This window comes from Pedobacter africanus (genome assembly GCF_900176535.1).
In the GTDB taxonomy this organism is placed as follows: domain Bacteria; phylum Bacteroidota; class Bacteroidia; order Sphingobacteriales; family Sphingobacteriaceae; genus Pedobacter; species Pedobacter africanus.
The window spans coordinates 2,545,706-2,570,035 of record NZ_FWXT01000001.1 but is presented as its reverse complement, the minus strand read 5'-3'; the positions used below and the strand labels follow the sequence as shown (position 1 = coordinate 2,570,035).

Annotated in this window: 27 protein-coding genes; 10 read left to right on the top strand and 17 right to left on the bottom strand. The window is 42.5% G+C overall.

Translation table 11 applies throughout. From position 1 onward, the window contains the following. The first annotated feature begins 16 nt into the window (after positions 1–16). Positions 17–676, top strand: coding sequence for a phosphatidylserine decarboxylase family protein (locus B9A91_RS10680; RefSeq protein WP_084238317.1), 660 nt, complete (start codon positions 17–19; stop codon positions 674–676). A gap of 48 nt (positions 677–724) precedes the next feature. On the opposite strand, the gene B9A91_RS10675 is transcribed toward B9A91_RS10680, so the two are convergent. From B9A91_RS10675 to B9A91_RS10640, 8 genes are all read right to left on the bottom strand, one after another. Further along, positions 725–1,852: a mechanosensitive ion channel family protein gene (locus tag B9A91_RS10675; RefSeq protein ID WP_235012525.1), complete on the bottom strand. Its 1,128-nt coding sequence runs from the start codon at positions 1,850–1,852 to the stop codon at positions 725–727. A gap of 2 nt (positions 1,853–1,854) precedes the next feature. Then, the gene (locus B9A91_RS10670) at positions 1,855–3,081 is read right to left on the bottom strand and encodes a Glu/Leu/Phe/Val dehydrogenase dimerization domain-containing protein (RefSeq protein WP_084238315.1); all 1,227 of its coding nucleotides are present in this window, start codon (positions 3,079–3,081) and stop codon (positions 1,855–1,857) included. 90 nt (positions 3,082–3,171) lie between these two features. Next, on the bottom strand, positions 3,172–3,519 hold the full coding sequence (gene rplS, locus B9A91_RS10665; RefSeq protein ID WP_084238314.1) for a 50S ribosomal protein L19: 348 nt from the start codon (positions 3,517–3,519) through the stop codon (positions 3,172–3,174). Positions 3,520–3,660: 141 nt separating this feature from the next. Continuing rightward, on the bottom strand, positions 3,661–3,930 hold the full coding sequence (locus B9A91_RS10660) for a hypothetical protein (protein ID WP_084238313.1): 270 nt from the start codon (positions 3,928–3,930) through the stop codon (positions 3,661–3,663). Between the two features lie 20 nt (positions 3,931–3,950). Further along, entirely contained in the window at positions 3,951–4,247 is a 297-nt protein-coding gene (locus B9A91_RS10655; RefSeq protein WP_084238312.1) for a hypothetical protein, read from the bottom strand. Between the two features lie 192 nt (positions 4,248–4,439). Continuing rightward, entirely contained in the window at positions 4,440–5,117 is a 678-nt protein-coding gene (gene trmD / locus B9A91_RS10650) for a tRNA (guanosine(37)-N1)-methyltransferase TrmD (protein ID WP_084238311.1), read from the bottom strand. 15 nt (positions 5,118–5,132) lie between these two features. Further along, on the bottom strand, positions 5,133–5,660 hold the full coding sequence (gene rimM / locus B9A91_RS10645) for a ribosome maturation factor RimM (RefSeq protein ID WP_084238310.1): 528 nt from the start codon (positions 5,658–5,660) through the stop codon (positions 5,133–5,135). 73 nt (positions 5,661–5,733) lie between these two features. Continuing rightward, a complete protein-coding gene (locus tag B9A91_RS10640; RefSeq protein ID WP_084238309.1) occupies positions 5,734–6,318 on the bottom strand; it encodes a 30S ribosomal protein S16 in 585 nt (194 codons plus the stop codon). Between the two features lie 168 nt (positions 6,319–6,486). Between B9A91_RS10640 and B9A91_RS10635 the strand changes: the two genes are divergently transcribed. Beyond that, on the top strand, positions 6,487–7,005 hold the full coding sequence (locus tag B9A91_RS10635; RefSeq protein ID WP_235012524.1) for a 5' nucleotidase, NT5C type: 519 nt from the start codon (positions 6,487–6,489) through the stop codon (positions 7,003–7,005). Between the two features lie 49 nt (positions 7,006–7,054). Further along, positions 7,055–7,378: a YbjQ family protein gene (locus B9A91_RS10630; protein WP_084238308.1), complete on the top strand. Its 324-nt coding sequence runs from the start codon at positions 7,055–7,057 to the stop codon at positions 7,376–7,378. A gap of 44 nt (positions 7,379–7,422) precedes the next feature. Here B9A91_RS10630 and pfkA read toward each other — a convergent pair whose 3' ends face one another. After that, the gene (gene pfkA, locus B9A91_RS10625) at positions 7,423–8,406 is read right to left on the bottom strand and encodes a 6-phosphofructokinase (protein WP_084238307.1); all 984 of its coding nucleotides are present in this window, start codon (positions 8,404–8,406) and stop codon (positions 7,423–7,425) included. A gap of 60 nt (positions 8,407–8,466) precedes the next feature. Continuing rightward, on the bottom strand, positions 8,467–9,201 hold the full coding sequence (locus tag B9A91_RS10620) for a biotin--[acetyl-CoA-carboxylase] ligase (RefSeq protein WP_235012523.1): 735 nt from the start codon (positions 9,199–9,201) through the stop codon (positions 8,467–8,469). Positions 9,202–9,284: 83 nt separating this feature from the next. On the opposite strand from B9A91_RS10620, the gene rsfS reads away from it, so the two are divergent. The 4 genes from rsfS to B9A91_RS10600 are packed head-to-tail and all read left to right on the top strand — an operon-like array spanning position 9,285 to position 13,615. After that, positions 9,285–9,659 carry a ribosome silencing factor gene (gene rsfS / locus B9A91_RS10615; RefSeq protein WP_084238305.1) on the top strand — a complete coding sequence of 125 codons (375 nt, stop codon included), beginning with the start codon at positions 9,285–9,287 and terminating at the stop codon, positions 9,657–9,659. Between the two features lie 25 nt (positions 9,660–9,684). Further along, complete coding sequence (gene ftsH / locus B9A91_RS10610) at positions 9,685–11,778, top strand: ATP-dependent zinc metalloprotease FtsH (RefSeq protein ID WP_084238304.1); 2,094 nt, start codon at positions 9,685–9,687, stop codon at positions 11,776–11,778. Between the two features lie 54 nt (positions 11,779–11,832). Next, positions 11,833–12,477, top strand: a complete 645-nt coding sequence (locus B9A91_RS10605) for a LutC/YkgG family protein (RefSeq protein WP_084238303.1) — start codon at positions 11,833–11,835, stop codon at positions 12,475–12,477. Positions 12,478–12,532: 55 nt separating this feature from the next. Beyond that, positions 12,533–13,615, top strand: a complete 1,083-nt coding sequence (locus B9A91_RS10600) for a 3-oxoacyl-ACP synthase III family protein (protein WP_084238302.1) — start codon at positions 12,533–12,535, stop codon at positions 13,613–13,615. Here B9A91_RS10600 and B9A91_RS10595 read toward each other — a convergent pair. From B9A91_RS10595 to B9A91_RS10575, 5 genes are all read right to left on the bottom strand, one after another. After that, positions 13,612–15,108: a tetratricopeptide repeat protein gene (locus B9A91_RS10595; RefSeq protein ID WP_084238301.1), complete on the bottom strand. Its 1,497-nt coding sequence runs from the start codon at positions 15,106–15,108 to the stop codon at positions 13,612–13,614. The genes B9A91_RS10600 and B9A91_RS10595 overlap by 4 nt on opposite strands. A 131-nt stretch (positions 15,109–15,239) precedes the next feature. Beyond that, positions 15,240–15,983: a zinc ribbon domain-containing protein gene (locus B9A91_RS10590; RefSeq protein WP_084238300.1), complete on the bottom strand. Its 744-nt coding sequence runs from the start codon at positions 15,981–15,983 to the stop codon at positions 15,240–15,242. Further along, entirely contained in the window at positions 15,983–17,080 is a 1,098-nt protein-coding gene (locus B9A91_RS10585; RefSeq protein ID WP_084238299.1) for a Nif3-like dinuclear metal center hexameric protein, read from the bottom strand. Before B9A91_RS10585 ends, B9A91_RS10590 begins: the two co-directional genes overlap by 1 nt. A 27-nt stretch (positions 17,081–17,107) precedes the next feature. After that, on the bottom strand, positions 17,108–17,467 hold the full coding sequence (locus tag B9A91_RS10580) for a TM2 domain-containing protein (RefSeq protein ID WP_084238298.1): 360 nt from the start codon (positions 17,465–17,467) through the stop codon (positions 17,108–17,110). Between the two features lie 13 nt (positions 17,468–17,480). Beyond that, positions 17,481–17,795 carry a DUF2752 domain-containing protein gene (locus tag B9A91_RS10575; protein ID WP_084238297.1) on the bottom strand — a complete coding sequence of 105 codons (315 nt, stop codon included), beginning with the start codon at positions 17,793–17,795 and terminating at the stop codon, positions 17,481–17,483. A gap of 169 nt (positions 17,796–17,964) precedes the next feature. Between B9A91_RS10575 and mfd the strand changes: the two genes are divergently transcribed. Both mfd and B9A91_RS10565 read left to right on the top strand, forming a co-directional pair. After that, on the top strand, positions 17,965–21,306 hold the full coding sequence (gene mfd / locus B9A91_RS10570; RefSeq protein WP_084238296.1) for a transcription-repair coupling factor: 3,342 nt from the start codon (positions 17,965–17,967) through the stop codon (positions 21,304–21,306). A gap of 9 nt (positions 21,307–21,315) precedes the next feature. Then, the gene (locus B9A91_RS10565; RefSeq protein ID WP_084238295.1) at positions 21,316–21,528 is read left to right on the top strand and encodes a DUF3820 family protein; all 213 of its coding nucleotides are present in this window, start codon (positions 21,316–21,318) and stop codon (positions 21,526–21,528) included. 5 nt (positions 21,529–21,533) lie between these two features. On the opposite strand, the gene B9A91_RS10560 is transcribed toward B9A91_RS10565, so the two are convergent. Together B9A91_RS10560 and B9A91_RS10555 are read right to left on the bottom strand one after the other, a co-directional pair. Beyond that, positions 21,534–22,343 (bottom strand): phosphatidate cytidylyltransferase, encoded by an 810-nt coding sequence (locus B9A91_RS10560; RefSeq protein ID WP_084238294.1) that lies wholly within the window; start codon positions 22,341–22,343, stop codon positions 21,534–21,536. Beyond that, positions 22,340–23,248, bottom strand: coding sequence for a CPBP family intramembrane glutamic endopeptidase (locus B9A91_RS10555; protein WP_084238293.1), 909 nt, complete (start codon positions 23,246–23,248; stop codon positions 22,340–22,342). The genes B9A91_RS10560 and B9A91_RS10555 overlap by 4 nt, the downstream gene beginning before the upstream one ends. 53 nt (positions 23,249–23,301) lie before the next feature. On the opposite strand from B9A91_RS10555, the gene dusB reads away from it, so the two are divergent. Continuing rightward, positions 23,302–24,309: a tRNA dihydrouridine synthase DusB gene (gene dusB, locus B9A91_RS10550; RefSeq protein WP_084238292.1), complete on the top strand. Its 1,008-nt coding sequence runs from the start codon at positions 23,302–23,304 to the stop codon at positions 24,307–24,309. Positions 24,310–24,330 lie beyond the last annotated feature (21 nt).

Sequence of the window (24,330 nt, the reverse complement as noted above, 5' to 3'; positions counted from 1 at the left end):
CATATATCTCAGATCCATGACCATACACAAAGAAGGTTACACCACCATTGCACTTTCCGTACTTTTCATATTTATCATCAACGCAGTTGTCGATTATAGATATGCTGACATTACCTGGCTGAAGTGGCTGATCTATCTTTTTTCCCTGTTCCTGTTCATCACAGTACTGCAGTTCTTTCGTAATCCTTCCAGAACTTTTACAAATGGTGAAAACCTCGTGATTTGCCCGGCGGATGGTAAAGTTGTGGTTATTGAGGAAACAGAAGAAGGAGAATACTTTAAGGACAAAAGACTGCAGGTTTCTATTTTCATGTCGCCGGTAAATGTTCACATCAACAGAAACCCGATCTCTGGAATAGTGAAGTTTTTTAAATACCATCCGGGCAAATATTTAGCAGCCTGGAACCCCAAATCATCCACCGAAAATGAAAGGACTACGGTAGTAGTAGAGCATAAGAACGGCACTCCGGTATTGTTCAGACAGATCGCCGGCGCCCTGGCCAGAAGAATTGTCTGGTATGTTAAAGAAGGTGACAATGTAACCCAGAATAAAGAGTTTGGATTTATCAAATTCGGCTCCAGGGTGGATATATTTCTACCGCTGGGCACAAAGGTTAACCTGGAACTCAATCAGGTCGTAAAAGGCGGGATCACCGTATTGGCGGAACTCAGCTAAGCATAAAACACTTATAACAAAAAGGCCCCGAAAATCGGGGCCTTTTTGTTACTTCTCATTTTTCTGAGGCAGCGGATCACCAATAGACCGCTGTGTTGGATAAGCAAAGTCTGACCGATAGTCCTGTACAATTTCCATCAGTTTAAAGTTAATCTCTTCCTTAACTTTAACAAAGTTACTATGCTCCATATTGACTACCAGGTAAACAACCTGAATATTTAAAGCTGAGTCGCCAAAATTATCAAATGCAGCATAACCATCTTTTGTATTTTTGTTGGCCGATAAATATTCTTCTATGGCGCTAAGGATGGCCTTAATATCGGCCGGGTTGGTTTCATATACAATTCCGATAAAAAAGCTGACACGCCTGTAATTCCTCAAAGTAACATTTTCCAATACCCCGTCAATCATTGCCCTGTTGGGGATCACAATTGTTGTTTTATCCGGACTGATCAGCCATGTGCTCCTGAAACCAACCTTTTCAATGGTTCCTTCTATGCCGTCTACCTTAACTACGTCGCCTACGGTAAAGGGTTTATCCAGGAATATCGTAAATGATCCAATTAGGTTTTCAAGGCTTTCTTTTGCGGCAAGGGCAATTGCAATACCTCCGATTCCAAGACCGGTGATCAGGGTAAGCACATTGATTTCAAAAACAAAGCCCAGCAAGACAAAAAATCCCAGAAAACAGATTAGCGTCTTGGTCAGCTCTTTTAGAAACGGGACCAGCTGGTCGTCGGCCCTGTTGTTTGTAATTGATGCTTTATGCTTCAGTACAAAGGCGATGAAATCAACAATCCTTAAAATGATCCAGAAAACAGAAAGAATGATCAGGAACAGGAATATCTTATCCAGGCAATCGCCAATCGTTACCGGCAATTTTGCTTTCGTCCTATGCCCAATAACAATATCCAGCGGATGGCTTAATGTGTTAATGGCTAGGTATATCGTACAAAACGTAATGAAGGATTCGATCGGTTTTAAAAGCAGGGCAACAAATGTCTCGCCCTTTACTTCTTCGGCAAATTTTCTGAAGACCTTAAAAAGCGCCTGACTGAACAACCTGGATACCAATCTTTTGAAAAATAATCCAAGTAAAATAATGATCACAAAAATACAGTATTGTTTAACTGTATTGCCCCAGAAGATTTGTTCAAAAAATTGGTTATCCATCATAATTATACCAGTTGTTTTAATGCGATTTCAAAAGCAGTTTTTGACAATTGCTTCCGCTCAGAAGATTCCTTGTGTACTGCTTTCATTGCTTTATAAATTACGTCAGACGCGTCTGTAAAGATAGCATCATCGCTCATTTCCACATTTCTCTGCATCAGATAGGCAAATACCCTGGCCATACCGCAGTTTGCAATGAAATCAGGGATAACGGCAACATGGTTATCTGCATGCTCCATAATACTTCCAAAGAAAATCTCTTTGTCGGCAAAAGGAACGTTTGCACCGCAGGCAATCACTTCCAGCCCTACTTTGATCAGCTGGTCTACTTCCGTTTGCTGTACAAGCCTGGATGCGGCCGCAGGAACAAATATTTCCGCGCCAATATTCCATATCTCCTGACTGGCCTGTTCAAAAGGGATCAGCGCCGAAGATACCAGGGTATTTCCAGCCCTGTTGTTAAACAAATCAATGATCTCTTCTTTGGTAAAGCCTTCTTTATTGATCAGGCCTCCCACACGGTCAATAATACCCACAATTTTCACACCATTCTGTGCAAGGTAATAACCTGCAGCAGCAGCAACATTTCCCCATCCCTGGATAATGGCTTTTTTACCGGACAGCGCTCCGCCCCAGATGCTATAAAAATGACCAATAGATTCAGCTACCCCATAACCGGTGATCATATCTGCTACTTTATATTTTCTCTTGATGTCCGGTGTATAATTCAAATCCTCTAATACCTTTGATACCCCATATCTCAACTGTCCGATCTGGTGAATGCGCTCATTTTCCCTTGCCTGGTAATGTCCGCTGATTACCCCTTCCTGCGGGTGCCATAACCCATAATTTTCAGTAATAGGAATGACCTCATGAATCTCATCAATGTTTAGATCCCCGCCTGTGCCATAATAGTTTTTTAGCAATGGCATCACCGCTTTATACCAGCGTTCCAGTACTTCTTTTTTCCGGGGATCTGCAGGATCAAAGTTTATTCCCGACTTGGCGCCCCCAATCGGAGGTCCTGAAACAGTAAATTTAACTTCCATGGTTTTCGCCAGAGATTCAACCTCACGTTTATCTAAACCCTTACGCATCCTGGTACCGCCACCCGCAGCCCCTCCGCGAAGTGAGTTGATCACCACCCAGCCTTCCGCTTCAGATTCTTTATCTTTCCACTCAAAAACGATCTCGGGTCGCTTCTCCTCGAATTTTTTTAACAGTTCTTTCATTATTATATTAAGTTAGTTGCCGCAAAGATATACAAACAAAAAAACCTCCCCGATATGATCGGGGAGGTTCCTGTATTTTTTTTAAAGAAATTAAACTCTTTTAGATTTGATACGAGCTGCTTTACCAGTTAACTCACGCAGGTAGAACAATTTAGCTCTGCGAACTTTACCGTAGCTGTTCACTTCAATTTTAGCAATGTTTGGAGAGTTGATAGGGAATATACGCTCTACACCAACACCGTTAGACATTTTACGAACAGTAAACGTTTCGCTTGCGCCTACGCTGTTACGTTGTAATACTACGCCCTGGTAAATTTGAATACGCTCTTTATTACCTTCGCGAATTTTATAGTGAACACTCACTGTATCTCCTGATTTGAACGCAGGAAACTCATTTTTTGCGATTACCTGCTCTTCAACAAATTTTACTAAATCCATGATTTTAAGCTATTAAGCCGATTTTTTGTTGTTTAAAATCGGACTGCAATATTAGGAATTTTATTTTAGAAATAAAAACGTTTTTTATTTTTTTCCACATTCTTTAATATTTCCACAAACCAAAAACCCGTAGAAGCGCTTTTATTTCCCCTTTTCGCTATAGATCAGTGTTTTTAAATCTTTTCCCTTGAGCTGAAAATTCTCCAGATCGCCTCTCTTCACATCAAAAAGAATCTCCAGTTTTCTGATGATCCCGTAAGGAATGTCAGTTTCAGAGTCAATCTTTATATTTCTGTAGTTATGAAAAGTATTCAGCGAGATGTCGAGCACTTTGGGAATAATTTTTCTGGCGGCTGAATATTCAACAACATTCAACCGATATAAATATTCATTTATTTTATACTTATCCATTTTACAAATAAGCTTTGGCGTTACTTACTCGGGCCACTCCCGATCCGTTCTTTATTCAAAAGTTCGTTCAGCGGCTTGCATTTTGTTTCTTTATTAATCAGCCCGCCACTCTTCAGGCCAAACAGCTTTTCAAACAGTACAACTTTCTCATAGGGAATATCCTGTTTATCCCCACTTAAAATGTTCCTGTAATTATGAAAGGTATTCAGGGAAACCCCAAGTACCTTCGGAATGATTTTTACAGCATCCCTGTATTGAGATACCGGCAACTTCAACAAAAAATCGTTGATCTTGTACTTTCTTGCTTTATCGCTCATAAACATTATATTTAGTTAGTGTTAATTATTTTTTACGGAATATCTCATAAAAAATACAGCGCCATTATAATTTTTTAGTGTAAACGTACTCAAAAAATTTTCATGCCCCAACAAAATATTTAATTTTTTTGCTTAAAAAACAAAAAGCATTCAAAAAAGCCTGTATGGCCGGGATGGCAAAAATGAAATGGATTAATCTGCTAAAAGATCAGGCCTGCGCTGCTGCGTCCGGACCAGGGCCTGCTCATGACGCCACTCGTTAATTTTTGCCTCATGTCCGCTCAGTAACACCTCGGGAACCTTATGTCCCCTCCAGTCTGCAGGCCTGGTATAAACCGGAGCATCCAGCAATTCGCCCTGGAAGCTATCGGAAAGGGCTGAGGTTTCATCATTTAGTACCCCCGGGATAAGACGAACAATCGCGTCGACCAAAACCGCAGCGGGCAGTTCTCCTCCTGAAAGCACATAATCACCAATAGAAATTTCCCGGGTTACAAATAAGTCCCTGATCCGCTGATCAATGCCTTTATAATGCCCGCAAAGGATCATGACATTTGCTTTTCCCGACAATTCATTCGCAATTGTCTGGTTAAAGGTTTCTCCGTCCGGACTCATAAAAATAACCTCATCATACACCCGCTCCGCTTTTAGTGTTTCAATACAGCGTGCAAAAGGCTCAATAGACATGACCATACCGCTGCCTCCCCCATAAGGATAGTCGTCAACACTCTTTTGTTTATTGCTGGCGTAATCCCTCAGATTGTGCACCACAATTTCGGCAATTCCTTTTTTTTGTGCCCGCAGCAATATAGAATGGGCAAAAGGACTCCCAAGCAGATCAGGTAAAACAGATATGATGTCAAAACGCATTCGGTAAAGTTAAAACTAATTTGACAGATAAATATCAAGCAGGCCTTCTGGTAAATCAACCAGCATGCTACCTTGCTCCTGGTCGATCTCCACAATCATATCCTCATTTAAAGGGAACATTATTTCTTTACCCTGATACAAAATGGTCGCCACAAATTGCTGGGGATATTCGTTTATTTCAATAATCTCGCCCAATTCGCCCTGAGTCTCGTCCGAAACAACAAAGCCTTTAAGATCATTGTAATGAAAATCATCATCAGAGCGGTCAGGCATTTTGGTCAATGGCAGGTACACCTTTTTCTTTACCAATTGCTGCGCCTTGTCTATATGATCAATGTCATCAAAATAAAAATTACCCGTATTGTTGTGCTGCAGTTTACAGGACGATACAAAAAACGGAACCATCTTGCCATTGATCTCTGCAAAAACAACATCCAGGTCTAACAATTCCGGCTCATCGTATTCAAAAAATACCTGAACTTCTCCTTTCAGACCTTTGGTTTTGGTAATATACCCAATATAAAATGCTTCTTCCTGTTTCATAAATACCTAAAAATAAAAATAGCGAAGAACCATTGGAATGAATTCTTCGCTATCATCAGCACAATATAAAAACCTATGCTTCTTCTTCTTTGCTTTCTTCAGCAGCAGGAGCTTCTTCAGCAGAAGCTTCAGCTACAGGAGCCTCATCTGCAGCTGCAGTTTCTTCAACAGCAACTTCTTCTGCCACCTCTTCTTCTACAGGTGCGTTTTTAATTGCAATTGCAGCAGCACGATCAGCATTTTTCTTTGCCTCAGCAGCTAAAGCAGCTTTTTTAACCTCGTCTTTTGCCTTGGTTAAGCTGTCTTTTTTGCCTTCAATTTTTTCTCCTTTGGCGCTCAACCACTCCGCAAATTTAGCTTCTGCCTGCTCTGCGGTCAAAGCTCCTTTTTTAACACCACCTTCTAAGTGTTTTTTGTACAAAACACCTTTATAAGAAAGGATAGCGCGACAAGTATCCGTAGGCTCAGCACCTTTGTTTACCCAGTCAAGAGTTTTATCAAAATTAAGGTCAATAGTAGCAGGATTGGTATTTGGGTTATAAGAACCTAAACGCTCAATAAATTTACCATCTCTTGGTGAACGGGAATCCGCTACCACTACGTGGAAAAAAGGTTTCCCTTTTTTACCGAATCTTTGCAATCTGATTTTAGTTGCCATTTCTTCTTTTAGTTTATGTATTCAACATAGTTCCCGGAGCTTCGTGCTTGCGGGGCTGCAAAAGTAAGTAAAATACTAATGATTAACAAGATGCAATATTTTTAAATTCATTTTATGTAATTATTGGTCCATTTAGAAGATATTTGGGTAAACCCCATTAATACCCTGATGAGAATAGCAATCGATATGGACGAAGTCCTTGCCGACCCTTTAAGTAAGTTTATTAAGCTGTATCACCGCGATTATGGCGTCCCTTTAGACCTGGTTCTGGACCCTGGAAATGAAATATACCATCATGTTCCCGAACACGCCAACAACAAATGGTTCGATTACATCAACGAAAAAGGCTTCTTCAGAGATCTGCCAGTCATTCCGGGAAGTATAGACGCAGTGAAAACACTACAGGAAAAACATGAAGTATATGTTGTCTCCGCAGCTACAGAATTCAGAAATTCACTGGAAGACAAACTCGACTGGCTGGCGGATCATTTCCCTTTTGTCGGCTGGAAAAACATTGTATTCTGCGGAAATAAGATCGTAAATGCAGATGTAATGATCGATGACCGGATAAAAAACTTTCATGGCTTCAATGGGCGTAAACTGCTTTTTTCATCCCCGCACAATATGCTTATTAACGGCTATGAGCGGGTAGATTCCTGGCAGCAGGTCCTCCAGAAATTGCTCTAATAATGTAACATTATTCTTCGATTATGGTCAAACCTTAAAATAAACAGTTATGCTAGTTACAACAACCAATTCCATAGAAGGCAAAAAAGTAGTAAAATACATCGGCCTGGTTAGTGGCGAAACCATTATTGGTGCCAATATTTTTAAAGATCTTTTTGCAGGTATCCGTGACATCGTTGGTGGCAGGTCTGGTTCATATGAGCAGGTATTGAGGGAAGGAAAAAACACGGCCATCAATGAAATGCAGCAGTATGCAGCAGCAATGGGTGCCAATGCAATTATCGGTGTAGACCTTGACTACGAAACTGTCGGCAGCGGTGGCAGCATGCTTATGGTTGCCGCAACCGGTACTGCTGTAATCGTTGAAGATTAATTTAACATCAATAAAAAAGGCATTTCAAATTGAAATGCCTTTTTTTATAACGACAATATTTCAACCAGTTTTAACCAGGCCGGACTCACCTCCTGTGCATCTATGTGTTTAATTGCGTGGTCAAACGGTGTAAAAACAACTTCTCTGTTTACCTGTCCTACCATCACACCAGATTGACCATTCAAAACCCCTTCAACAGCGGCAACACCAAAACGGCTCGCCAAAACCCGGTCCATACAGCTCGGTTTTCCTCCACGTTGTATATGCCCCAGAACAGACACCCGGATGTCATAATTCGGGAATTTTTCCTTCAGCGCCTCTCCAACATTAAAAGCTCCGCCTACTTCATCGCCCTCTGCCACAATAATGATCTTCGAAGCCTTGTCCCTGCGGCCATTCTCCAAACGTTGAATAAGCCCTTCAACCCCCATATTTGCCTCTGGAATAAGAATTGCCTCTGCCCCTACGCCTATACCGCTTCTTAAAGCTATCAGGCCAGAATCCCTGCCCATTACTTCCACAATAAATAACCGGTCGTGCGACTCTGCGGTATCCCTGATCTTATCTACAGCATTTACAACCGTATTGATGGCTGTATCGTACCCTATGGTAAAATCGGTTCCCTGCAAATCGTTATCAATCGTGCCCGGCAAGCCTACTACAGGAAAATTAAATTCATTGGTAAACAAATTAGCCCCTGTAAAAGTTCCGTCTCCGCCAATTACGATCAGCGCATCTATATTTTGTTTTTTTAATTGCTCGTATGCCTGCACACGGCCCTCTTTAGTCCTGAAGGCTTCGCTGCGCGCGGTTTTTAAGATCGTTCCCCCGCGCTGGATGATATTGGCAACAGACTTTCTGTTCATTTCCATAAAATCTCCATGAACAAGTCCCTCATATCCCCTCAGAATTCCGGTAACTTGTAAATCGTAATAAATTGCAGCTCTGACAACCGCCCTGATGGCAGCATTCATCCCAGGGGCATCGCCCCCGGAAGTTAGTACCCCGATATTCTTTATCTTGTTCATTTGATAGCTCAGCCTTTTAAAAACATTTCTTTTACAAGGCCGTGAAATTAGCTATAATCTTTAAATGTTATTCAAAAATTCTACTTCTTTAAAATTAAACTCCCTTTCAACCGCATCCGACAGGATTGTCAATAAGCCATTCTGGCTTACATTTACAATCCTGCCTTTGAAAGACTGGCCATTATGGCGGTAAAGTGCCGGCTCATTGAAAAGATAAAGGCCATTAATGTAATCTGACTGTAACTTATTAACGTTTCCTGATTTCAGCTTTAGGTACTCCGCCTCCACATTACTGCAAATCAAACTCAGCAGCTCTATCAAATTAACATCCTGCTGTAAAATTTTCCAGACAGAAGTTGCCCTACCCAGCAGCTTCGGGTCGAAACTTTGCTGGTTTACGTTAAGCCCAATTCCAATAATGCAAGCTTTATAGGTAGTTCCGGCAATGATATTTTCAATCAGGATCCCACCGAGTTTCTGGTTTTTGTAATACAGGTCATTCGGCCATTTCACTTTTAAAAAAGGCCCAAGCAAATCCCCTAATGCATCTCTTAAAGCCACGCTAACAGCCATATTCAACAGAAATTGTTGACTTACAGCCAAAAAGGACGGGCAAAGGTAAATACTGAATGTAAGGTTCAGACCCGGTTCCGCATACCAGGTATTTTGCTGCTGCCCACGTCCAGCAAATTGTTTATCTGCCATAATAACAGTCCCTTCCGGTAATGGCTCGGAATTTGAAGCTTTTGTCTTTAAAAAGTTATTGGTAGAATCAACCTCAGATAATCTGATCAAATTTTGACCAACAAATAATGTTGAAAAAGTGTTATTTTGCAAGTGTTGATTGTATATTTGTTTATCAAAATTAAAACAATTTAATGGTAAAAAAGAAAATCGGAAACCTTTCTACATACCTCTCTGAGATCGCTGTACATGGCATACAGGAAAAAAAAGGAAACGATATTGTAAGATTAGACCTGAGAGAACTCAACAGTTCAGTTTCTGATTACTTTATCATCTGCAACGCAGATTCCGCAACACAGGTAAAAGCAATTGCCGATAGTGTAGAGGAAGAAATCTATAAAAAAACACAAATTAATCCCTGGAGAAAAGAAGGGCTGGAACATGCAGACTGGATTATTCTTGATTATTTTGACATAGTTGTACACGTATTTAAAACTGAAAAGCGCGAATTTTATGGCATTGAAGACCTGTGGGGCGATGCCCAGTCTACTTCCTACCAAAGCGCCTGATCATTCAACAATTTTTTGACTAACAATGAAAGAGAATCCAAATACAAAGCCCAAGTTGATCAAGAGAATTCCCAATATTCCCAAAAAACCTCAAAAAGGTTCAAAATTTAATATCTTCTGGGTATATGCTGCAATTATTTTAGGTCTTATCCTATTGCAGTTTTTATTTAGCGGCGATACTGCAAAAACCGTTTCCTACAGAACATTTGAAACCCAGATGCTGCAACCTGGAGACGTCGAAAAACTGGTCGCCTATAAAAACGAAGATGTAGTAAAAGTAGAGGTTTTTATCAAAAAAGACCGGCTTAAAGATCCAAGATACAAGCAATACCAGAGCAGGAATAATTTTGGCACCAACGAGGGGCCAACTGTTTATTTCAACGCCGGAACGATGGATGGCCTGGACAAAGACCTGCAAGAATCACAAAAAAATATTCCACTTGACCAACAGGTCCGGGCCGAAAAGGTAAGCCGCACAAATAACTTTGGTTCTTTATTCGTAAGCATCATCCTTCCGGTACTCCTATTTATCGCATTCTGGATTTTCATCATGCGCCGCATGGGCGGAGGTGCCGGCGGTGGTGGCGGCCAGATTTTTAACATTGGAAAATCCAAGGCTACGTTATTTGATAAAGAAAGCCAGGTAAACGTTACTTTTAACGATGTTGCCGGACTCGAAGAAGCCAAACAAGAGGTAATGGAAATTGTAGATTTCCTTAAAAATCCTAAAAAATATACCAACCTTGGGGGTAAAATCCCTAAAGGAGCCCTGTTGGTAGGCTCTCCTGGTACAGGTAAGACTTTACTAGCCAAGGCCGTTGCCGGAGAAGCTCAGGTTCCATTTTTCTCTCTTTCAGGGTCGGATTTCGTGGAAATGTTCGTCGGGGTCGGCGCTTCTCGTGTACGCGATTTGTTTAAGCAGGCAAAGGACAAAGCTCCTTGTATCATCTTTATTGATGAGGTAGACGCCATAGGCCGCGCCCGCGGTAAGAACAGCATGATGGGGGGAAATGATGAGCGGGAAAACACCCTGAACCAGCTTCTGGTTGAAATGGATGGTTTCGGTACAGACTCCGGTATCATTATCCTTGCAGCAACAAACCGCCCTGATGTACTAGACTCTGCTTTACTAAGACCAGGCCGTTTCGACAGGCAGATATCCATTGACAAGCCGGATCTGGTTGGACGTGAGCAGATCTTTAAAGTTCACCTGAAGCCGATTAAAACAGATAAAATCGTAGATGCTAAAAAATTATCTGCTCAAACACCCGGATTTGCCGGTGCAGAGATTGCGAATGTGTGTAACGAAGCCGCTTTAATTGCTGCACGCCGCAATAAGGAGTTTGTAGACATGCAGGATTTTCAGGATGCTATTGACCGTGTAATCGGTGGTCTGGAAAAGAAAAACAAAATTATATCTCCTGAAGAAAAACGTATCGTTGCTTACCACGAAGCCGGGCATGCAATTGCCGGCTGGTTCCTGGAGCACGCAGACCCACTGGTAAAAGTATCCATTGTTCCGCGCGGTGTTGCAGCCCTTGGCTATGCCCAATACCTGCCTAAAGAACAATTTCTGTATACTACAGAGCAATTGACAGACGGCATGTGTATGACCATGGGGGGCCGTGTTGCGGAAGACATTGTATTCGGTAAAATCTCTACAGGTGCACAGAACGACCTGGAAAGGATCACGAAATTGTCTTACGCTATGGTGACCATCTATGGCATGAACGATACCATTGGTAACGTTTCTTTCCACGATCCGCAAAACGAATATAACTTCAACAAGCCGTACTCGGAAAAAACTTCCGAAATGATCGACACTGAAGTTCGTACTTTAATTGCTGATGTATATGCGAGAACTAAAGCGTTGCTTACCGAAAAACGGGACGGGTTAGAAAAACTGGCTCAGAAATTAATAGAGAAAGAGATTCTTTTCCAGGCAGATTTAGAAGAGATCCTGGGCAAACGCCCTTTCGATAACCGCACCACTTATGATGAATTTGTGAATGGTACCGGCGATCAGAAGCCTGCTGCCGAAGGATTGCTGCACGATGGGGTAAGCCAGCCGGCGGATCCTGCCGCGACACCAATAAACCCAGCAACTACAGAGTCTTAATCAAATATTTATGGGGCTGCCGGTCCCTAATGGCCGGCAGCAAATCCATTACCTATGCAGGAAAACATTTCTTCAAAAGAGTTGATGCTGAAAAAGATAAGAAAAGCCCTTCTGGAAAGAAGAGATAACCCTTATCCCAATTTAGAAGACACTCCTCTCTACACAGAGTGTACTGAATACCCCGAAGTTTTATTTGCAGAACAGCTCACCGCTGTTTCCGGAAATTTCATTTATTGCGAAAACGGAATAGAGTTCATTGAGAACATTCTTCATCTGGCCGAAAAATTTAACTGGAGGAAAATATACTGCTGGGAACCCGAACTTCAGGAGCTCCTTTCAACCTATGAATTTCCCTTTTATCAGACCGATAAAGACTTCGAAATGGCCGAAGTGGGCATAACCATGTGCGAAGCTCTAATTGCCCGCAACGGCTCTGTAATGCTCTCTAATCAAAATGCAGCAGGCAGAAGACTGAGCATATACCCACACCACCATATTGTGATCGCGCGAAGCGGGCAGATGGTCATGGACCTTAAAGATGCATTTAAGCTCATCCGCGATAAATATGGTGCACAGATCCCTTCTATGATCAGCACCATCACCGGCCCAAGCAGAACAGCCGATATAGAGAAAACTTTAGTCCTCGGGGCACACGGCCCTAAAGAATTATTTGTATTTTTAATCGACGATTTTTCTTAATGTAATAAATAAATCCTAGTTTTATACTGTACACTAAAATGGTATACGGTTCAAAATGAGCGTAAAAACAACTATACACTCTGTTATCACAGGTACAGGGAGTTATATTCCTGAAAATATAATATCCGGAGATTCCTTTTTAAATGCCACATTCTACGACAATGGGGTAGCGCTGGAAAAAGATATGACAGAGGTCATCAATAAGTTCGCAGAGATTACGGAAATACTGGAGCGGAGATATGTGGATGACGACATTGTAAACAGTGATATCGGTGCCATAGCTGCAAAGCGGGCTATTGATGATGCCGGGCTGGACAAAGAAACGCTCGACCATATCATTTGCTGCCACAATTTTGGGGACGTAAAGGCCGGAAGCAACCGGATGGACATACTTCCTTCTCTGGCGGCCAAAGTCAAACAAACACTTCAGATCGAAAATCCTGATTGCGTAGCCTACGATCTCATCTTTGGTTGTCCAGGTTGGGTACAGGGTGCCATTCAGGCAAATTACCTCATTCGCAGCGGAGATGCCAAACGGGTAATGGTGATCGGAGCCGAGACACTATCCAGAATTACAGACCCGCACGACCGTGACAGTATGATCTTCTCGGATGGGGCTGCTGCCGTAATTTTTGAAGCGCTTGACAGTGAGGGCCCAACCGGAATTATTGCCCACAAAACCCAAACCTATGCCGTAAACTATGCTTCTTTGCTAACCATGGGCAAGAGCAATAACCCGGGAGAATGTAATGGCAATGCCTATCTGAAAATGAATGGCCGGAAGCTTTATGAGTTCGCTGTAACAAATGTCCCCCTTGTAGTCAAAATGGCCATTGACAAAGCGAACATCGACATCACGGATATCAAAACCGTTTTCATACATCAGGCAAACGGAAAAATGGACAATGCCATAATGAAACGTGTATTTAAGCTATATGGATTGGATGTTGTTCCTGAAAAACTTGTTCCTATGACCATATCCTGGCTTGGCAACAGTTCTGTGGCCACCATTCCTACACTGTTAGACCTTGTACGTAAGGGCCAGGTAGATGGCTATAAAATTAATAAGGGAGAATATGCGGTATTTGCCTCTGTTGGGGCCGGTATGCACATCAATGCCTTTGTTTATCGTTTTTAGTTCAATCTTTTTAAGCTATCCCGTGCCTGGCTTTCAATGCTGTTTTCATATTGATGGCCTTTCATGTTTATTGCCGTATTAAAGCTTGCCTTTGCCTGGCCAAAATTCTTCTTTTTCATATAGATCTTTCCCATAAACAATGCAGAATTGGCTGCAAAGTAAGCTTTCAATCCCTTGCCATATTGAACCGCCTTCTGGTAATGCTCCAGCGCTTCATCTAATTTACCAAGCTCCTCATTATTTCTTCCCAGGCGGTAATGGTATTCCGTTTTATCCTTAAGCTGGCCCAGTTCTGCTTCTTTAACTCCTGATAAGACTTCAAGGGATTTGCTGTAATAGCCGCCATCAAACAACAATCGTGCTTTAAGCAGGCCTGTGTTTGGTGCGCCCGACATTACTTCACTTAATGCCTGTTTATCGCGCTCATGAAGCGTGTAGCCTGCCGACTTCACTTTTTCCGCATACAACTGGTACCCTTTTCCATCACCGCTCAGCAATTCCATCCAGGCCAGGTGCAGGTAGCTATCCTTAACATAGCTGACCCCCTTATTGCCCTGTAAAAACTTATTGAAATAATTAGCGGCACTAAAATCCAGTTTATTCAGCCTGGCAACACCCATTAAATAATCCAGATAGGGAAAAGCCTGATACTGGCTCCCTGAAGGCCGCTCTGCCAGTGTTTTAATTGCTTCTTCATTGTGTCCCCTTTTTGCACTTACATACGCTTTCAGATACGATTTCAATAGGCTGGCATCGGATATCCGTGCAGCATACTTCATGGTCTCAGCATACGCATTTTCGCTGTGCGTCACATCTGTAAGCACAAACGAGTAATAAAAAATCACTTCTTCGTAAAAAGGCTCATAGGTCGATTTAGGTAGTGCATCTGCCAGTTTTTGCATCATCGCCAATCCGGATTTTGTATTGCCCTTGATGCCAAAGGTCGATAACGTATTTTTCATAAAACCATCAGGCAAACTTCCCAGAACGGCATTGATCAGCCCCAGCCCTTTCAAATTTAAATGAAAAGCGGGAAATTTCTTCGCGTTTTCCTGCAGGTAGCTGTTGGCTTTTTTGATTTCCATTGCAGCATTGAACTGCTCCCCAAACCTTCCCCTGATCAGGGCCCATTGCAAATTGATCTCGGCCTGGGCATACAAATTATAGGGGGATTTGGCATCGTCATCAGAAATCTGATCTAACCTGGCGCTTTTATTTCCTTTTAACCTGTTGAAATCCTCTTTGCTGTCGCTGGTCAGCAGCTGAAAGAAATCAGCATAATTCTCAAGCAAAGGCACAATAGCATTGTCAGGATTCATTTTCTTCTCTGCAGTGATCATTTGCCTTGCCGCATTCAGCTTAAGCTCAAATACGAGCTGATATGCCTTTAAACAGTTTGCATTGAAATCAAACTTTGCAAATAAAGGGCCAGGCAGAAACAACAGAAGAACGGCTAAAGAAAGTTTACTGTTTAATATTTTGATCTGCGGCATAAAGTTCTGTTTTCTATAATTCAAATGGACTATAACGCGGTATGGCCACCTATGTTTTACCTTATCCTTAAATTTAGTCATAAAAAAGGGCCAGATGGAATTTCTGACCCTTTATATCGTTATCGGAAGCCTTAAGCAGGAACCACTTCCTGGGTAAGCGCCTCGTCCACCAGGATTCTTCCGCAGTGCTCACAAACAATAATTTTTTTGCGCTGACGGATATCCAGTTGGCGTTGAGGCGGGATCTGGTTGAAACAGCCAGAGCAGGAATCACGATCAATCGTTACAACTGCCAAACCATTATTTGCATTTCCCCTCAACCTGTTATAGGCCACCAAAAGCCGATCCTCTATCTGAGTTTCCGCTTTTTCTGCTTTTTTCAACAAAGTCTGTTCGTCCTTTTCTGTTTCTGCCGTAATCGTTTCCAGTTCTCCCTTCTTGATCTCAAGATCTTTTTTTCTTGATTCCAGATCGGCAAGGGCCTTATCATAAACCTCAGTCTTCTGGGTAATTTCAAATCCAAACTCTCTGATCTTCTTCTCACAAACCTGGATCTCAAGTGTTTGTATCTCTACCTCTTTGGTAAGGGCATCATACTCCCGGTTGTTTTTAACATCCTTCAATTGAGTCTCATATTTCTTGATCAGGTTCTGGGCTTCCTTGATCATATTTTTGCGCGTTACAATGGCATCTTCAGTATCATCCAATTCGCCTTTGAATTTTTGTATACGTGTTTCCAATCCGGCTACCTCATCCTCTAAATCGGCAACTTCCATTGGCAGTTCACCTCTTATCTGACGTATTTTATCAATTTTGGTATGCAGGGTTTGTAATTCGTATAAAGCTTTTAGCTTTTGCTCTACAGTTTGTTCCATTAAATGAAATAATTTATGGGGTTTGTATTATGCTCCGTTAAACGGATTGCAAAGTTAGGAAATTTTTCTTGAATAATATCTATCAACAAATCAGATGTAAATTGTTCACTTTCAAAGTGTCCGATATCTGCAATCACCAGTTTTTCATCTGCATCAAAAAACTCATGGTATTTAAAATCGGCCGTAACAAATGCATCAGCCCCCGCTGCTACGGCCTCTTTAAGCAAAAAGCTACCCGAACCGCCACAAACAGCCACCTTTCTGATCTTCTTGGGCAACAGTCGCGTGTGCCGTATCACTACAGCATCCATACGGTTTTTTACCGTTTTCAAAAATTCAGTGCCTTCAAGGGGTTCATCCAGCCAGCCAATCATTCCGGCCCCGGCAGACTGGAGCTTGTTGTCCAAAGGATAAATATCGTAGGCCACCTCTTCATAAGGGTGATGTTCAAACAAGGCCAGCAATACCCGGCGTTCGTCCTGTACTTTAAAAACGGTTTCTATCCTGATCTCAGGTTCCTGGTGCTGTAAGCCTTTTTCGCCCACAAAAGGATCGGTATTTTCCCCACCCTTAAAAGTGCCAAAGCCTTCGGCGTTAAAACTGCATTCACTGTAATTGGAAATGTCTCCTGCCCCGGATTTAAACAAAGCATCCCTCAATACATCTGCCTGCGCTACCGGACAAAAAGTAACCAGTTTTTTTAAAATGGATCCTTTCGGGCTCAGTACTTTAGTGTTCTTCAGGCCCAGCCGTTCCGCAATAACCCTGTTTACTCCAGCTTCAACATGGTCCAGATTGGTATGAATGGCATATAATGCGATGTCATTTTTTATCGCCTTTAATACCACTCTTTCCACATAGTTTTTCCCGGTAAAACTTTTCAGCCCTTTAAAAACTATGGGGTGATGTGTAATCACCAGGTTACAACCATGCAAAATGGCCTCATCAACCACACTTTCAATACAATCCAGTGCAACCAGGGCCCCCAGGATTTCCTGATCCGGATGGCCCACAATCAGTCCCGAATTGTCATAATCCTCCTGATAGTTCAAAGGCGCAAATGCTTCCAGGTGCTTTATTAAGACAGATAACCTCATATCCTGTAAATATACGACAGATTTTAATTACTGTAAATTGCCCATTTTTACCATTTGCAGGCTTTCAAAAACCATACGCTGGTTGTACTCGTAGGCCAGGCTTTTGTGATTGATGAGGTCGATAATGGTCCCGATAAAACAAAGCCCAACTGTAAAAAAATACAAAATACCCATACCAATCTGGTTAACCAAAAACCGGGGCAAACCAGGTACAAAAAAACCAAGTATACAGTACAGGATCATATCGTCAGGGTTCCTTCTTTTACTGCTGTAAATCATTAAAAATCCGCGCAACTGCTGCTCGCTAAATCCGGTAGTTGCACTCTGCAAATACGAATATTCCTGTGGCGTAATACCTGGAAGCGACATAAACGGTGAATCAAACATCTCTTTTTCCTCCTTAATATTTTAAATTTAATAGCTTATTATTTTTCAAACTTATCCTGGTCAAAACCACTATTCTCCAGCAAATGATCATCAAGGCAGGCAAACCAAACCAGTGATATTTAAAACTCGCGGCAAGGTTTCCATGCAGCAATTGTGTTATAGAGCGCCCGATGCCACATCCGGGGCACCAGCCGAAGCCCATATTGGCCAGCGGACAAAGCGTAAAGTGCTGCTCCGTAACATGCACATGGGGCTTTGCCAGGGCCAGCAGGATTAAAGCTGTGGTCCAGAAGATCAGCTCAAAAGGTATGCGCTTTATTCTTTTCATTTCAATTAACCACTGCAAATGCCGCAGAAGGGCTAAATATAAACAATCTGCAGTAACCTGAGTTCTTTCATTTCAGCATTTCAATAGTTTTCAAGTCCTTTTTTCCTTTAGATCAACAGGTTGAAACTTTGTTACATCCAAAACCCGCCATAAATCCTACCTTTGTAAGGTGAACATTCGCGAACTGATCAATAAGTACAAAACAGATGAGCGTATTGTAGCATTGGCAAAGGCTCTTAACGCCGGTAAAAATTCCAAGATCCAGTTAAAGGGGCTGGTAGGATCTGCCGATGCAACAATTGCAGTAGCTTCCTATTTCCTGTTGCATAAGCCCCAGTTATTTGTTCTTCCCGATAGGGAAGAAGCTTCCTATTTCCTGGCCGATCTGGAAAGTATTCTCGATAAAGAGGTTTTGCTTTTCCCTTCGTCCTTCCGTAAAGCATTTGATTTTACACAGGTAGATACGGCCAACGTACTGGCCCGGGCAGAGGTTTTAAACGAACTGAACCACCATTCTGAATATGGAAAAATAGTCGTTTCTTATCCTGAAGCCATCGCCGAAAAAGTGATAGACCGCAATATACTGGAAAAAAACACTTTGGAAATCAGCTTAAATGCCAGGCTGGGAATTGACTTCATCAACGAGTTTTTAATTGACTACGACTTTAACCGGACCGATTTTGTTTACGAACCGGGTCAGTTTTCCATTCGTGGAGGTATTGTAGATATATTTTCATTCTCCCACGACCTGCCTTACAGGATTGAATTTTTTGGCGATATCGTAGAAAGCATCCGGACATTTGAAATTGAAAGTCAGCTTTCTGTTGAAGATGTAAAAACACTCACCATCATTCCCAACGTACAATCCCGGTACCTTACGGAAAACAACATCAGCATTCTTGATTACATCGAAAAAGACACCCAGCTTTGGTTCAAAGACATCGAATTTACACTAGATATCGTCAAAGGCGGCTATAAAAAGGCGGTTGAATTGTGGAAAGCCCTACCTGCTAAAGAAAAGCAGGAAAACCAGGATTGGATAGACCCTAAATTTGCTTTTACAGATGAGAAGATGATGGGCGATATGTTCCATGATTTTCCGCTGGTGGAATTCGGCAAGCAGTTCTTCTACAAAACCGAACATGTTTTCCAGTTCGAAACCAAGCCCCAGCCTTCTTTCAATAAGGACTTTAGCCTCCTGATACATAACCTGAAAGAGAACGAAAAGCAAAACATACACAATTTCATTTTCAGTGCCTCCACCAAACAGACCGAACGTCTTTATGCCATCCTGGACGATATAGATAAAACGGCTAAGTTTACCCCGGTAAACATTCCGTTGCGGGAAGGCTTTGTAGATGGCCAGCAAAAACTTGCTTTTTATACCGATCACCAGATATTCGACCGCTTCTATAAATATAAGCTAAAAAGAGGTTACCAGCGCAGTCAGGCCATTACCCTCAAAGAACTGAGAGACCTTAAGCCAGGTGATTTTGTAACCCATATCGACCATGGAATAGGTAAATACGCAGGACTCGAAAAAGTAGAGGTCAATGGCAAAACCCAGGAAATGATACGCCTGGTGTATGCCGACAATGACCTGCTGTATGTCAACATCAATTCCCTTAACCGCATTGCGAAATATAGCGGAAAGGATGGAACAGCCCCAAAAATGAACAAACTGGGCACCGAAGCCTGGGATAAGCTCAAAAAAACAACTAAAAAAAAAGTTAAAGACATTGCCCGCGACCTGATTAAACTTTATGCCCTGCGAAAATCGCAGGTGGGCACGGCTTTCAGTCCGGATGGTTACCTGGAAACCGAACTCGAAGCCTCCTTCATTTATGAAGATACGCCCGACCAGGAAAAAGCCACCAACGACGTAAAAAAAGACATGGAGGCCCCGCATCCAATGGACAGACTGGTTTGTGGCGACGTAGGTTTCGGAAAAACAGAAATTGCCATCAGGGCCGCTTTTAAAGCCGTAGCAAATGGCAAACAGGCAGCAGTATTGGTGCCAACCACCATCCTGGCCCTGCAGCATTTTAAAACTTTCTCCGGCCGCCTTAAAGATTTTCCATGTACCGTAGATTACGTGAACCGCTTCAAGACCAGCAAGCAGGTTAAGGATACCCTGGCCAAAGTAGCCGAAGGTAAAATAGACATCATCATCGGCACACACCGTTTGCTCAGTAAAGATGTAAAATTCAAGGACCTGGGCATTATGATCATCGATGAAGAACAGAAGTTTGGAGTATCCTCAAAAGAAAAATTGAGGGCTTTAAGGGTAAATGTGGATACCCTGACCCTTACCGCAACCCCAATACCACGCACACTTCATTTTTCGTTAATGGGCGCGCGAGACCTTTCTATCATCAGCACTCCGCCCCCAAACCGGCAGGCAGTAAATACCGAACTTCACGTTTTTAATGATAAACTGATCCAGGAAGCCGTCCAGTTTGAGCTGGACCGGGGCGGACAGGTTTTTTTTATCCACAATAGGGTAAACGACCTGCCCCAATTGGGCGGACTCATCAAAACCCTGGTACCAAAAGCACGCATTGGCATAGCGCATGGTCAACTGGAGGGAGATGCCCTGGAAGATGTCATGCTCGACTTTATCAACGGAGAAAAAGATGTGCTGGTAGCCACCACCATTATCGAGGCCGGCCTGGATATTCCAAATGCGAATACCATCATCATTAACCATGCTCATATGTTCGGTTTAAGTGACCTTCACCAGATGCGGGGCAGGGTAGGCCGTTCCAATAAAAAAGCATTCTGCTACCTGTTAAGCCCGCCTCTGTCTACGCTCACCTCAGAGGCCCGTAAGCGCCTCAGTGCAATTGAAGAATTTTCAGACCTCGGCAGCGGCTTTAATATTGCCATGAGGGATTTAGATATCCGCGGCAGCGGAAATCTCCTGGGTGCAGAGCAAAGCGGCTTCATTGCCGAGATAGGCTTCGAAATGTACCATAAAATACTGGATGAAGCCATTCAGGAACTCAAAACCGATGAATTTAAGGATCTTTTTAAAGATGAACCCCAACGCCCTTTTGTAAACTTTACACAGGTGGATACCGATCTGGAGCTCTACATACCCGACGACTATGTAACCAACATTACAGAACGGTACAATTTATACACTGAACTCTCGAAAATTGAGAATGAGGCACAGCTAAAAGCTTTTGAACTGAGTTTAAAAGACCGCTTCGGCCCGGTTCCCGGACCTGTAAAAACCATGCTGAATGTTCTGCGTTTACAATGGGTAGCCAAAAAACTGGCATTCGAAAAACTGAGTTTTAAAAAAGGGGTCCTGCGGGGGTATTTCATTACCGATAAACGCTCCGCATTTTTTGACTCTACCATGTTCAATAAAATATTGCATTTTGCACAAATCCATCCGCGTTTATGCAACCTTAAAGAGGTTAAAGATTCGCTCCGCATTGCATTCGACAACCTCAATACAGTTGATGAAGCAGTAGAAATGCTGGAAATGGTGGTCAACTAAACCTCAAATATGAACCCTCAGCTTCTGCAAGACCTCGTTACCATGCAAATGCCCTTCGGAAAGTACAAAGGCAGGATCCTATGTGATCTTCCGGAGTCCTATCTCATTTGGTTCCACAAAGAAGGCTTTCCGCCCGGAAAACTAGGTCAGCTTATTGCAACCCTTTATGAAATTAAACTAAACGGACTGGAGTATTTACTGCAACCCCTGAAGAAAAAATAGCCCTTTTAACGCAATATCAGATACAGATAGGTATAAACAACCGGAGCGGCCAGCAACAGGCCGTCAAAACGGTCTAAAAAGCCTCCGTGACCTGGCAGTATGTTTCCTGAATCCTTCACATTCAGGCTGCGTTTTAACATCGACTCTACCAGATCACCCAGGGTGCCAAAAGAGACAATCAAAACAGACATCCCGGCCCATACAAAAGCATTGATCTCTTTAAAAAACAAAGAGATGATATAAGAAGCCAACAGGCTCACAAATACCCCTCCAAAAAAGCCTTCCCATGATTTCTTTGGCGAATGCCGCTCAAACAAGCGTGTCTTTCCAAATTTAACCCCAAAAAGATAGGCCCCGGTATCATTGGCCCATAACATCAACAAAAAGGCAAGCGGTAAATGAAAGCTATAGATAGCCTGGTCCTGTATAAAACCCAGGGAATAAAAAAAGCAAAAAGGCACAGTCACATAAATAAGCCCTGCAAAGGTGTAAGAGATATTGGAAAATGGAATTTTGTCTTTCTTATACAACTCGCTGATGAATACCGAAAAAATCAAAGGAACAATAAGCAACATAAACCTGTTTTCAAACTGCAGCAAATGATAGCCCGCAATCATTAAAAAAATCAGTCCGGCAACAAATAAGGCAACATTTCTATGCGGCCTGATCCCTGCAGTTTTAATCATATTAAAGAATTCCAGCAAGGCCGCCAGGCTCAGTATCAGGTAAAAAAAAGTAAAAGTATAAGCCCCTAAAAAGATGGAGCCCAGCATTACAATAGTAAAAAAGAAAGCAGTTATCGCTCTTGTCTTCATCTGGCTTGTTTTTTAAAATATCGGAACAGCAAAAAAGTCAGTATTGCACTGATGATATAACCATACCAGGCAATATTCATCGTCTTATCAGTATCAGACAAAGGTATGTTGTTTTTTTGCATATACCATGCCGCACAAACCGCATAGGCGTTATTTATAAAATGGGCAAACATGGCATACCACAAACTGCCGCCCCAGAAATACAGGTATCCAAAACCTGCACCCAGCAGCATACGCGGCAAAAAGCCATAAAACTGCATATGAATAGCACTGAAAATAAATGCCGAGAACCAGATCGCCAGATGGGGGTTATGGTAGATCCGCCCCAGGGCACGCTGCAAAGCGCCCCTGAACATCAGTTCTTCTGCTACAGCCGGCAACAGCGCAATCATCGCGATATTGATCAGAAAACTCCCTGCACTTTCCATTTTCAAAAGGGCCTTTGTTGTTTCCATAGCCTGCTCTTCCGCTGCCTTCATCCAGCGCTCTATTCCTTTTAAGGCATCCGGAAATACCATTTTCTGGTTCAGTGCCACTACCCATTCCAATAGGGGCAAAGCAGCAGCCATCATTAGGAACACCATTAAAATCAATCCTGGCTCAGGTCGTTTAAGCCCATAAAATCCATTTATTTTTCGGCCCTCTATCCTTGCAAGGAATAAAGCAGGAAACAAAAATAAGCCAATCTGCTGGGCACTGATCAAAATCCGCTGAGCGGGGAGGTAATGCCTGTCTGTGCCCGACATCCAGTTCATATTTGCCAATATTTCCCGTCCATAGATCAGATAAATAACGCCTATGCCTATCGCACTTATCACAATGAGCCCGAAAACCGCACAAAGGACCAAAATAAAAAGTTGTACAAAAGGACTGTTTTCTTCCCTCGTTTTTTGTATGAAATTCATTATTTGTATTATTTGTACCTTTGTGCCGTAAATTTTGGTTTGAAGATATAAAAATGTCTGTAAAGATAGGAAATATTGATCTGGGGGAGTTTCCCCTGCTGCTGGCCCCAATGGAAGATGTGAGCGATCCTCCTTTCCGTTTTGTATGTAAACAAAGCGGGGTAGACATGATGTATACAGAGTTTATTTCATCTGAAGGATTGATCAGGGACGCAGCTAAAAGCAGGGCCAAGCTCGACATTTTTGAATATGAAAGGCCCATTGGCATACAGATATTTGGCAGCGAAATAGACCACATGCGCGAAGCGACTGAAATAGCCACCCTGGCCAACCCCGATTTAATGGACATCAACTATGGCTGTCCGGTTAAAAATGTAGCTTGCCGGGGCGCTGGTGCCAGCCTGCTACAGGATATTGATAAAATGGTTAAAATGACAGCCGCCGTAGTAAAGGCTACGCATTTGCCGGTAACCGTAAAAACACGCCTGGGCTGGGACGACAACACCAAAAATGTAGAGGAAGTTGCAGAACGCTTACAGGATGTGGGCATACAGGCCCTCACCATTCACGGACGTACCAGGGCACAGCTCTACAAAGGGCAGGCAGACTGGACATTGATCCGTGAAATCAAACGCAACCCAAGGGTAAAAATACCGATTTTTGGTAATGGGGATGTAGACAGTATACAAAAAGCTGCCGACTGGCGCATGGAATATGAAGTGGATGGGATCATGATTGGCCGGGCAGCCATAGGTTACCCCTGGATCTTCAGGGAGATCCGGCACTTCTTCAACACCGGCGAAATATTGCCTGGTCCTTCAATAGAAGAACGGGTAAACGTATGCCGCACACACTTTGAAAAATCAATTGACTGGAAAGGCCCAAGGGTAGGAATTTTTGAAATGAGGCGTCATTACGCAAATTATTTCAAAGGAATTCCCGACTTTAAAACCTATAGGATGCAATTGGTTAAAGAAGAAAATATTGACACAATTCATAGCATTTTAGATGAAATAGCAGAAAAATATCAACATATTTACCCCTCGGGCGAAATGGCTTGATTTTTGAAACTATGGATTAAA

What these genes read in the sequence shown, in the direction of transcription:
- B9A91_RS10580 (WP_084238298.1), bottom strand. Translation starts at nt 17,467, where the DNA reads ATGTTTGATTCACCGTTTATGTCGCTTCCAGGTATTACGCCACAGGAA.
- trmD (WP_084238311.1), bottom strand. Translation starts at nt 5,117, where the DNA reads ATGCGTTTTGACATCATATCTGTTTTACCTGATCTGCTTGGGAGTCCT.
- B9A91_RS10670 (WP_084238315.1), bottom strand. Translation starts at nt 3,081, where the DNA reads ATGAAAGAACTGTTAAAAAAATTCGAGGAGAAGCGACCCGAGATCGTT.
- B9A91_RS10600 (WP_084238302.1), top strand. Translation starts at nt 12,533, where the DNA reads ATGAGCGTAAAAACAACTATACACTCTGTTATCACAGGTACAGGGAGT.
- B9A91_RS10640 (WP_084238309.1), bottom strand. Translation starts at nt 6,318, where the DNA reads ATGGCAACTAAAATCAGATTGCAAAGATTCGGTAAAAAAGGGAAACCT.
- B9A91_RS10675 (WP_235012525.1), bottom strand. Translation starts at nt 1,852, where the DNA reads ATGATGGATAACCAATTTTTTGAACAAATCTTCTGGGGCAATACAGTT.
- B9A91_RS10635 (WP_235012524.1), top strand. Translation starts at nt 6,487, where the DNA reads ATGAGAATAGCAATCGATATGGACGAAGTCCTTGCCGACCCTTTAAGT.
- B9A91_RS10605 (WP_084238303.1), top strand. Translation starts at nt 11,833, where the DNA reads ATGCAGGAAAACATTTCTTCAAAAGAGTTGATGCTGAAAAAGATAAGA.
- B9A91_RS10680 (WP_084238317.1), top strand. Translation starts at nt 17, where the DNA reads ATGACCATACACAAAGAAGGTTACACCACCATTGCACTTTCCGTACTT.
- pfkA (WP_084238307.1), bottom strand. Translation starts at nt 8,406, where the DNA reads ATGAACAAGATAAAGAATATCGGGGTACTAACTTCCGGGGGCGATGCC.
- B9A91_RS10565 (WP_084238295.1), top strand. Translation starts at nt 21,316, where the DNA reads ATGAACCCTCAGCTTCTGCAAGACCTCGTTACCATGCAAATGCCCTTC.
- ftsH (WP_084238304.1), top strand. Translation starts at nt 9,685, where the DNA reads ATGAAAGAGAATCCAAATACAAAGCCCAAGTTGATCAAGAGAATTCCC.
- rplS (WP_084238314.1), bottom strand. Translation starts at nt 3,519, where the DNA reads ATGGATTTAGTAAAATTTGTTGAAGAGCAGGTAATCGCAAAAAATGAG.
- rsfS (WP_084238305.1), top strand. Translation starts at nt 9,285, where the DNA reads ATGGTAAAAAAGAAAATCGGAAACCTTTCTACATACCTCTCTGAGATC.
- B9A91_RS10590 (WP_084238300.1), bottom strand. Translation starts at nt 15,983, where the DNA reads ATGGAACAAACTGTAGAGCAAAAGCTAAAAGCTTTATACGAATTACAA.
- B9A91_RS10560 (WP_084238294.1), bottom strand. Translation starts at nt 22,343, where the DNA reads ATGAAGACAAGAGCGATAACTGCTTTCTTTTTTACTATTGTAATGCTG.
- B9A91_RS10585 (WP_084238299.1), bottom strand. Translation starts at nt 17,080, where the DNA reads ATGAGGTTATCTGTCTTAATAAAGCACCTGGAAGCATTTGCGCCTTTG.
- B9A91_RS10555 (WP_084238293.1), bottom strand. Translation starts at nt 23,248, where the DNA reads ATGAATTTCATACAAAAAACGAGGGAAGAAAACAGTCCTTTTGTACAA.
- B9A91_RS10575 (WP_084238297.1), bottom strand. Translation starts at nt 17,795, where the DNA reads ATGAAAAGAATAAAGCGCATACCTTTTGAGCTGATCTTCTGGACCACA.
- B9A91_RS10595 (WP_084238301.1), bottom strand. Translation starts at nt 15,108, where the DNA reads ATGCCGCAGATCAAAATATTAAACAGTAAACTTTCTTTAGCCGTTCTT.
- dusB (WP_084238292.1), top strand. Translation starts at nt 23,302, where the DNA reads ATGTCTGTAAAGATAGGAAATATTGATCTGGGGGAGTTTCCCCTGCTG.
- B9A91_RS10660 (WP_084238313.1), bottom strand. Translation starts at nt 3,930, where the DNA reads ATGGATAAGTATAAAATAAATGAATATTTATATCGGTTGAATGTTGTT.
- rimM (WP_084238310.1), bottom strand. Translation starts at nt 5,660, where the DNA reads ATGAAACAGGAAGAAGCATTTTATATTGGGTATATTACCAAAACCAAA.
- B9A91_RS10655 (WP_084238312.1), bottom strand. Translation starts at nt 4,247, where the DNA reads ATGAGCGATAAAGCAAGAAAGTACAAGATCAACGATTTTTTGTTGAAG.
- B9A91_RS10630 (WP_084238308.1), top strand. Translation starts at nt 7,055, where the DNA reads ATGCTAGTTACAACAACCAATTCCATAGAAGGCAAAAAAGTAGTAAAA.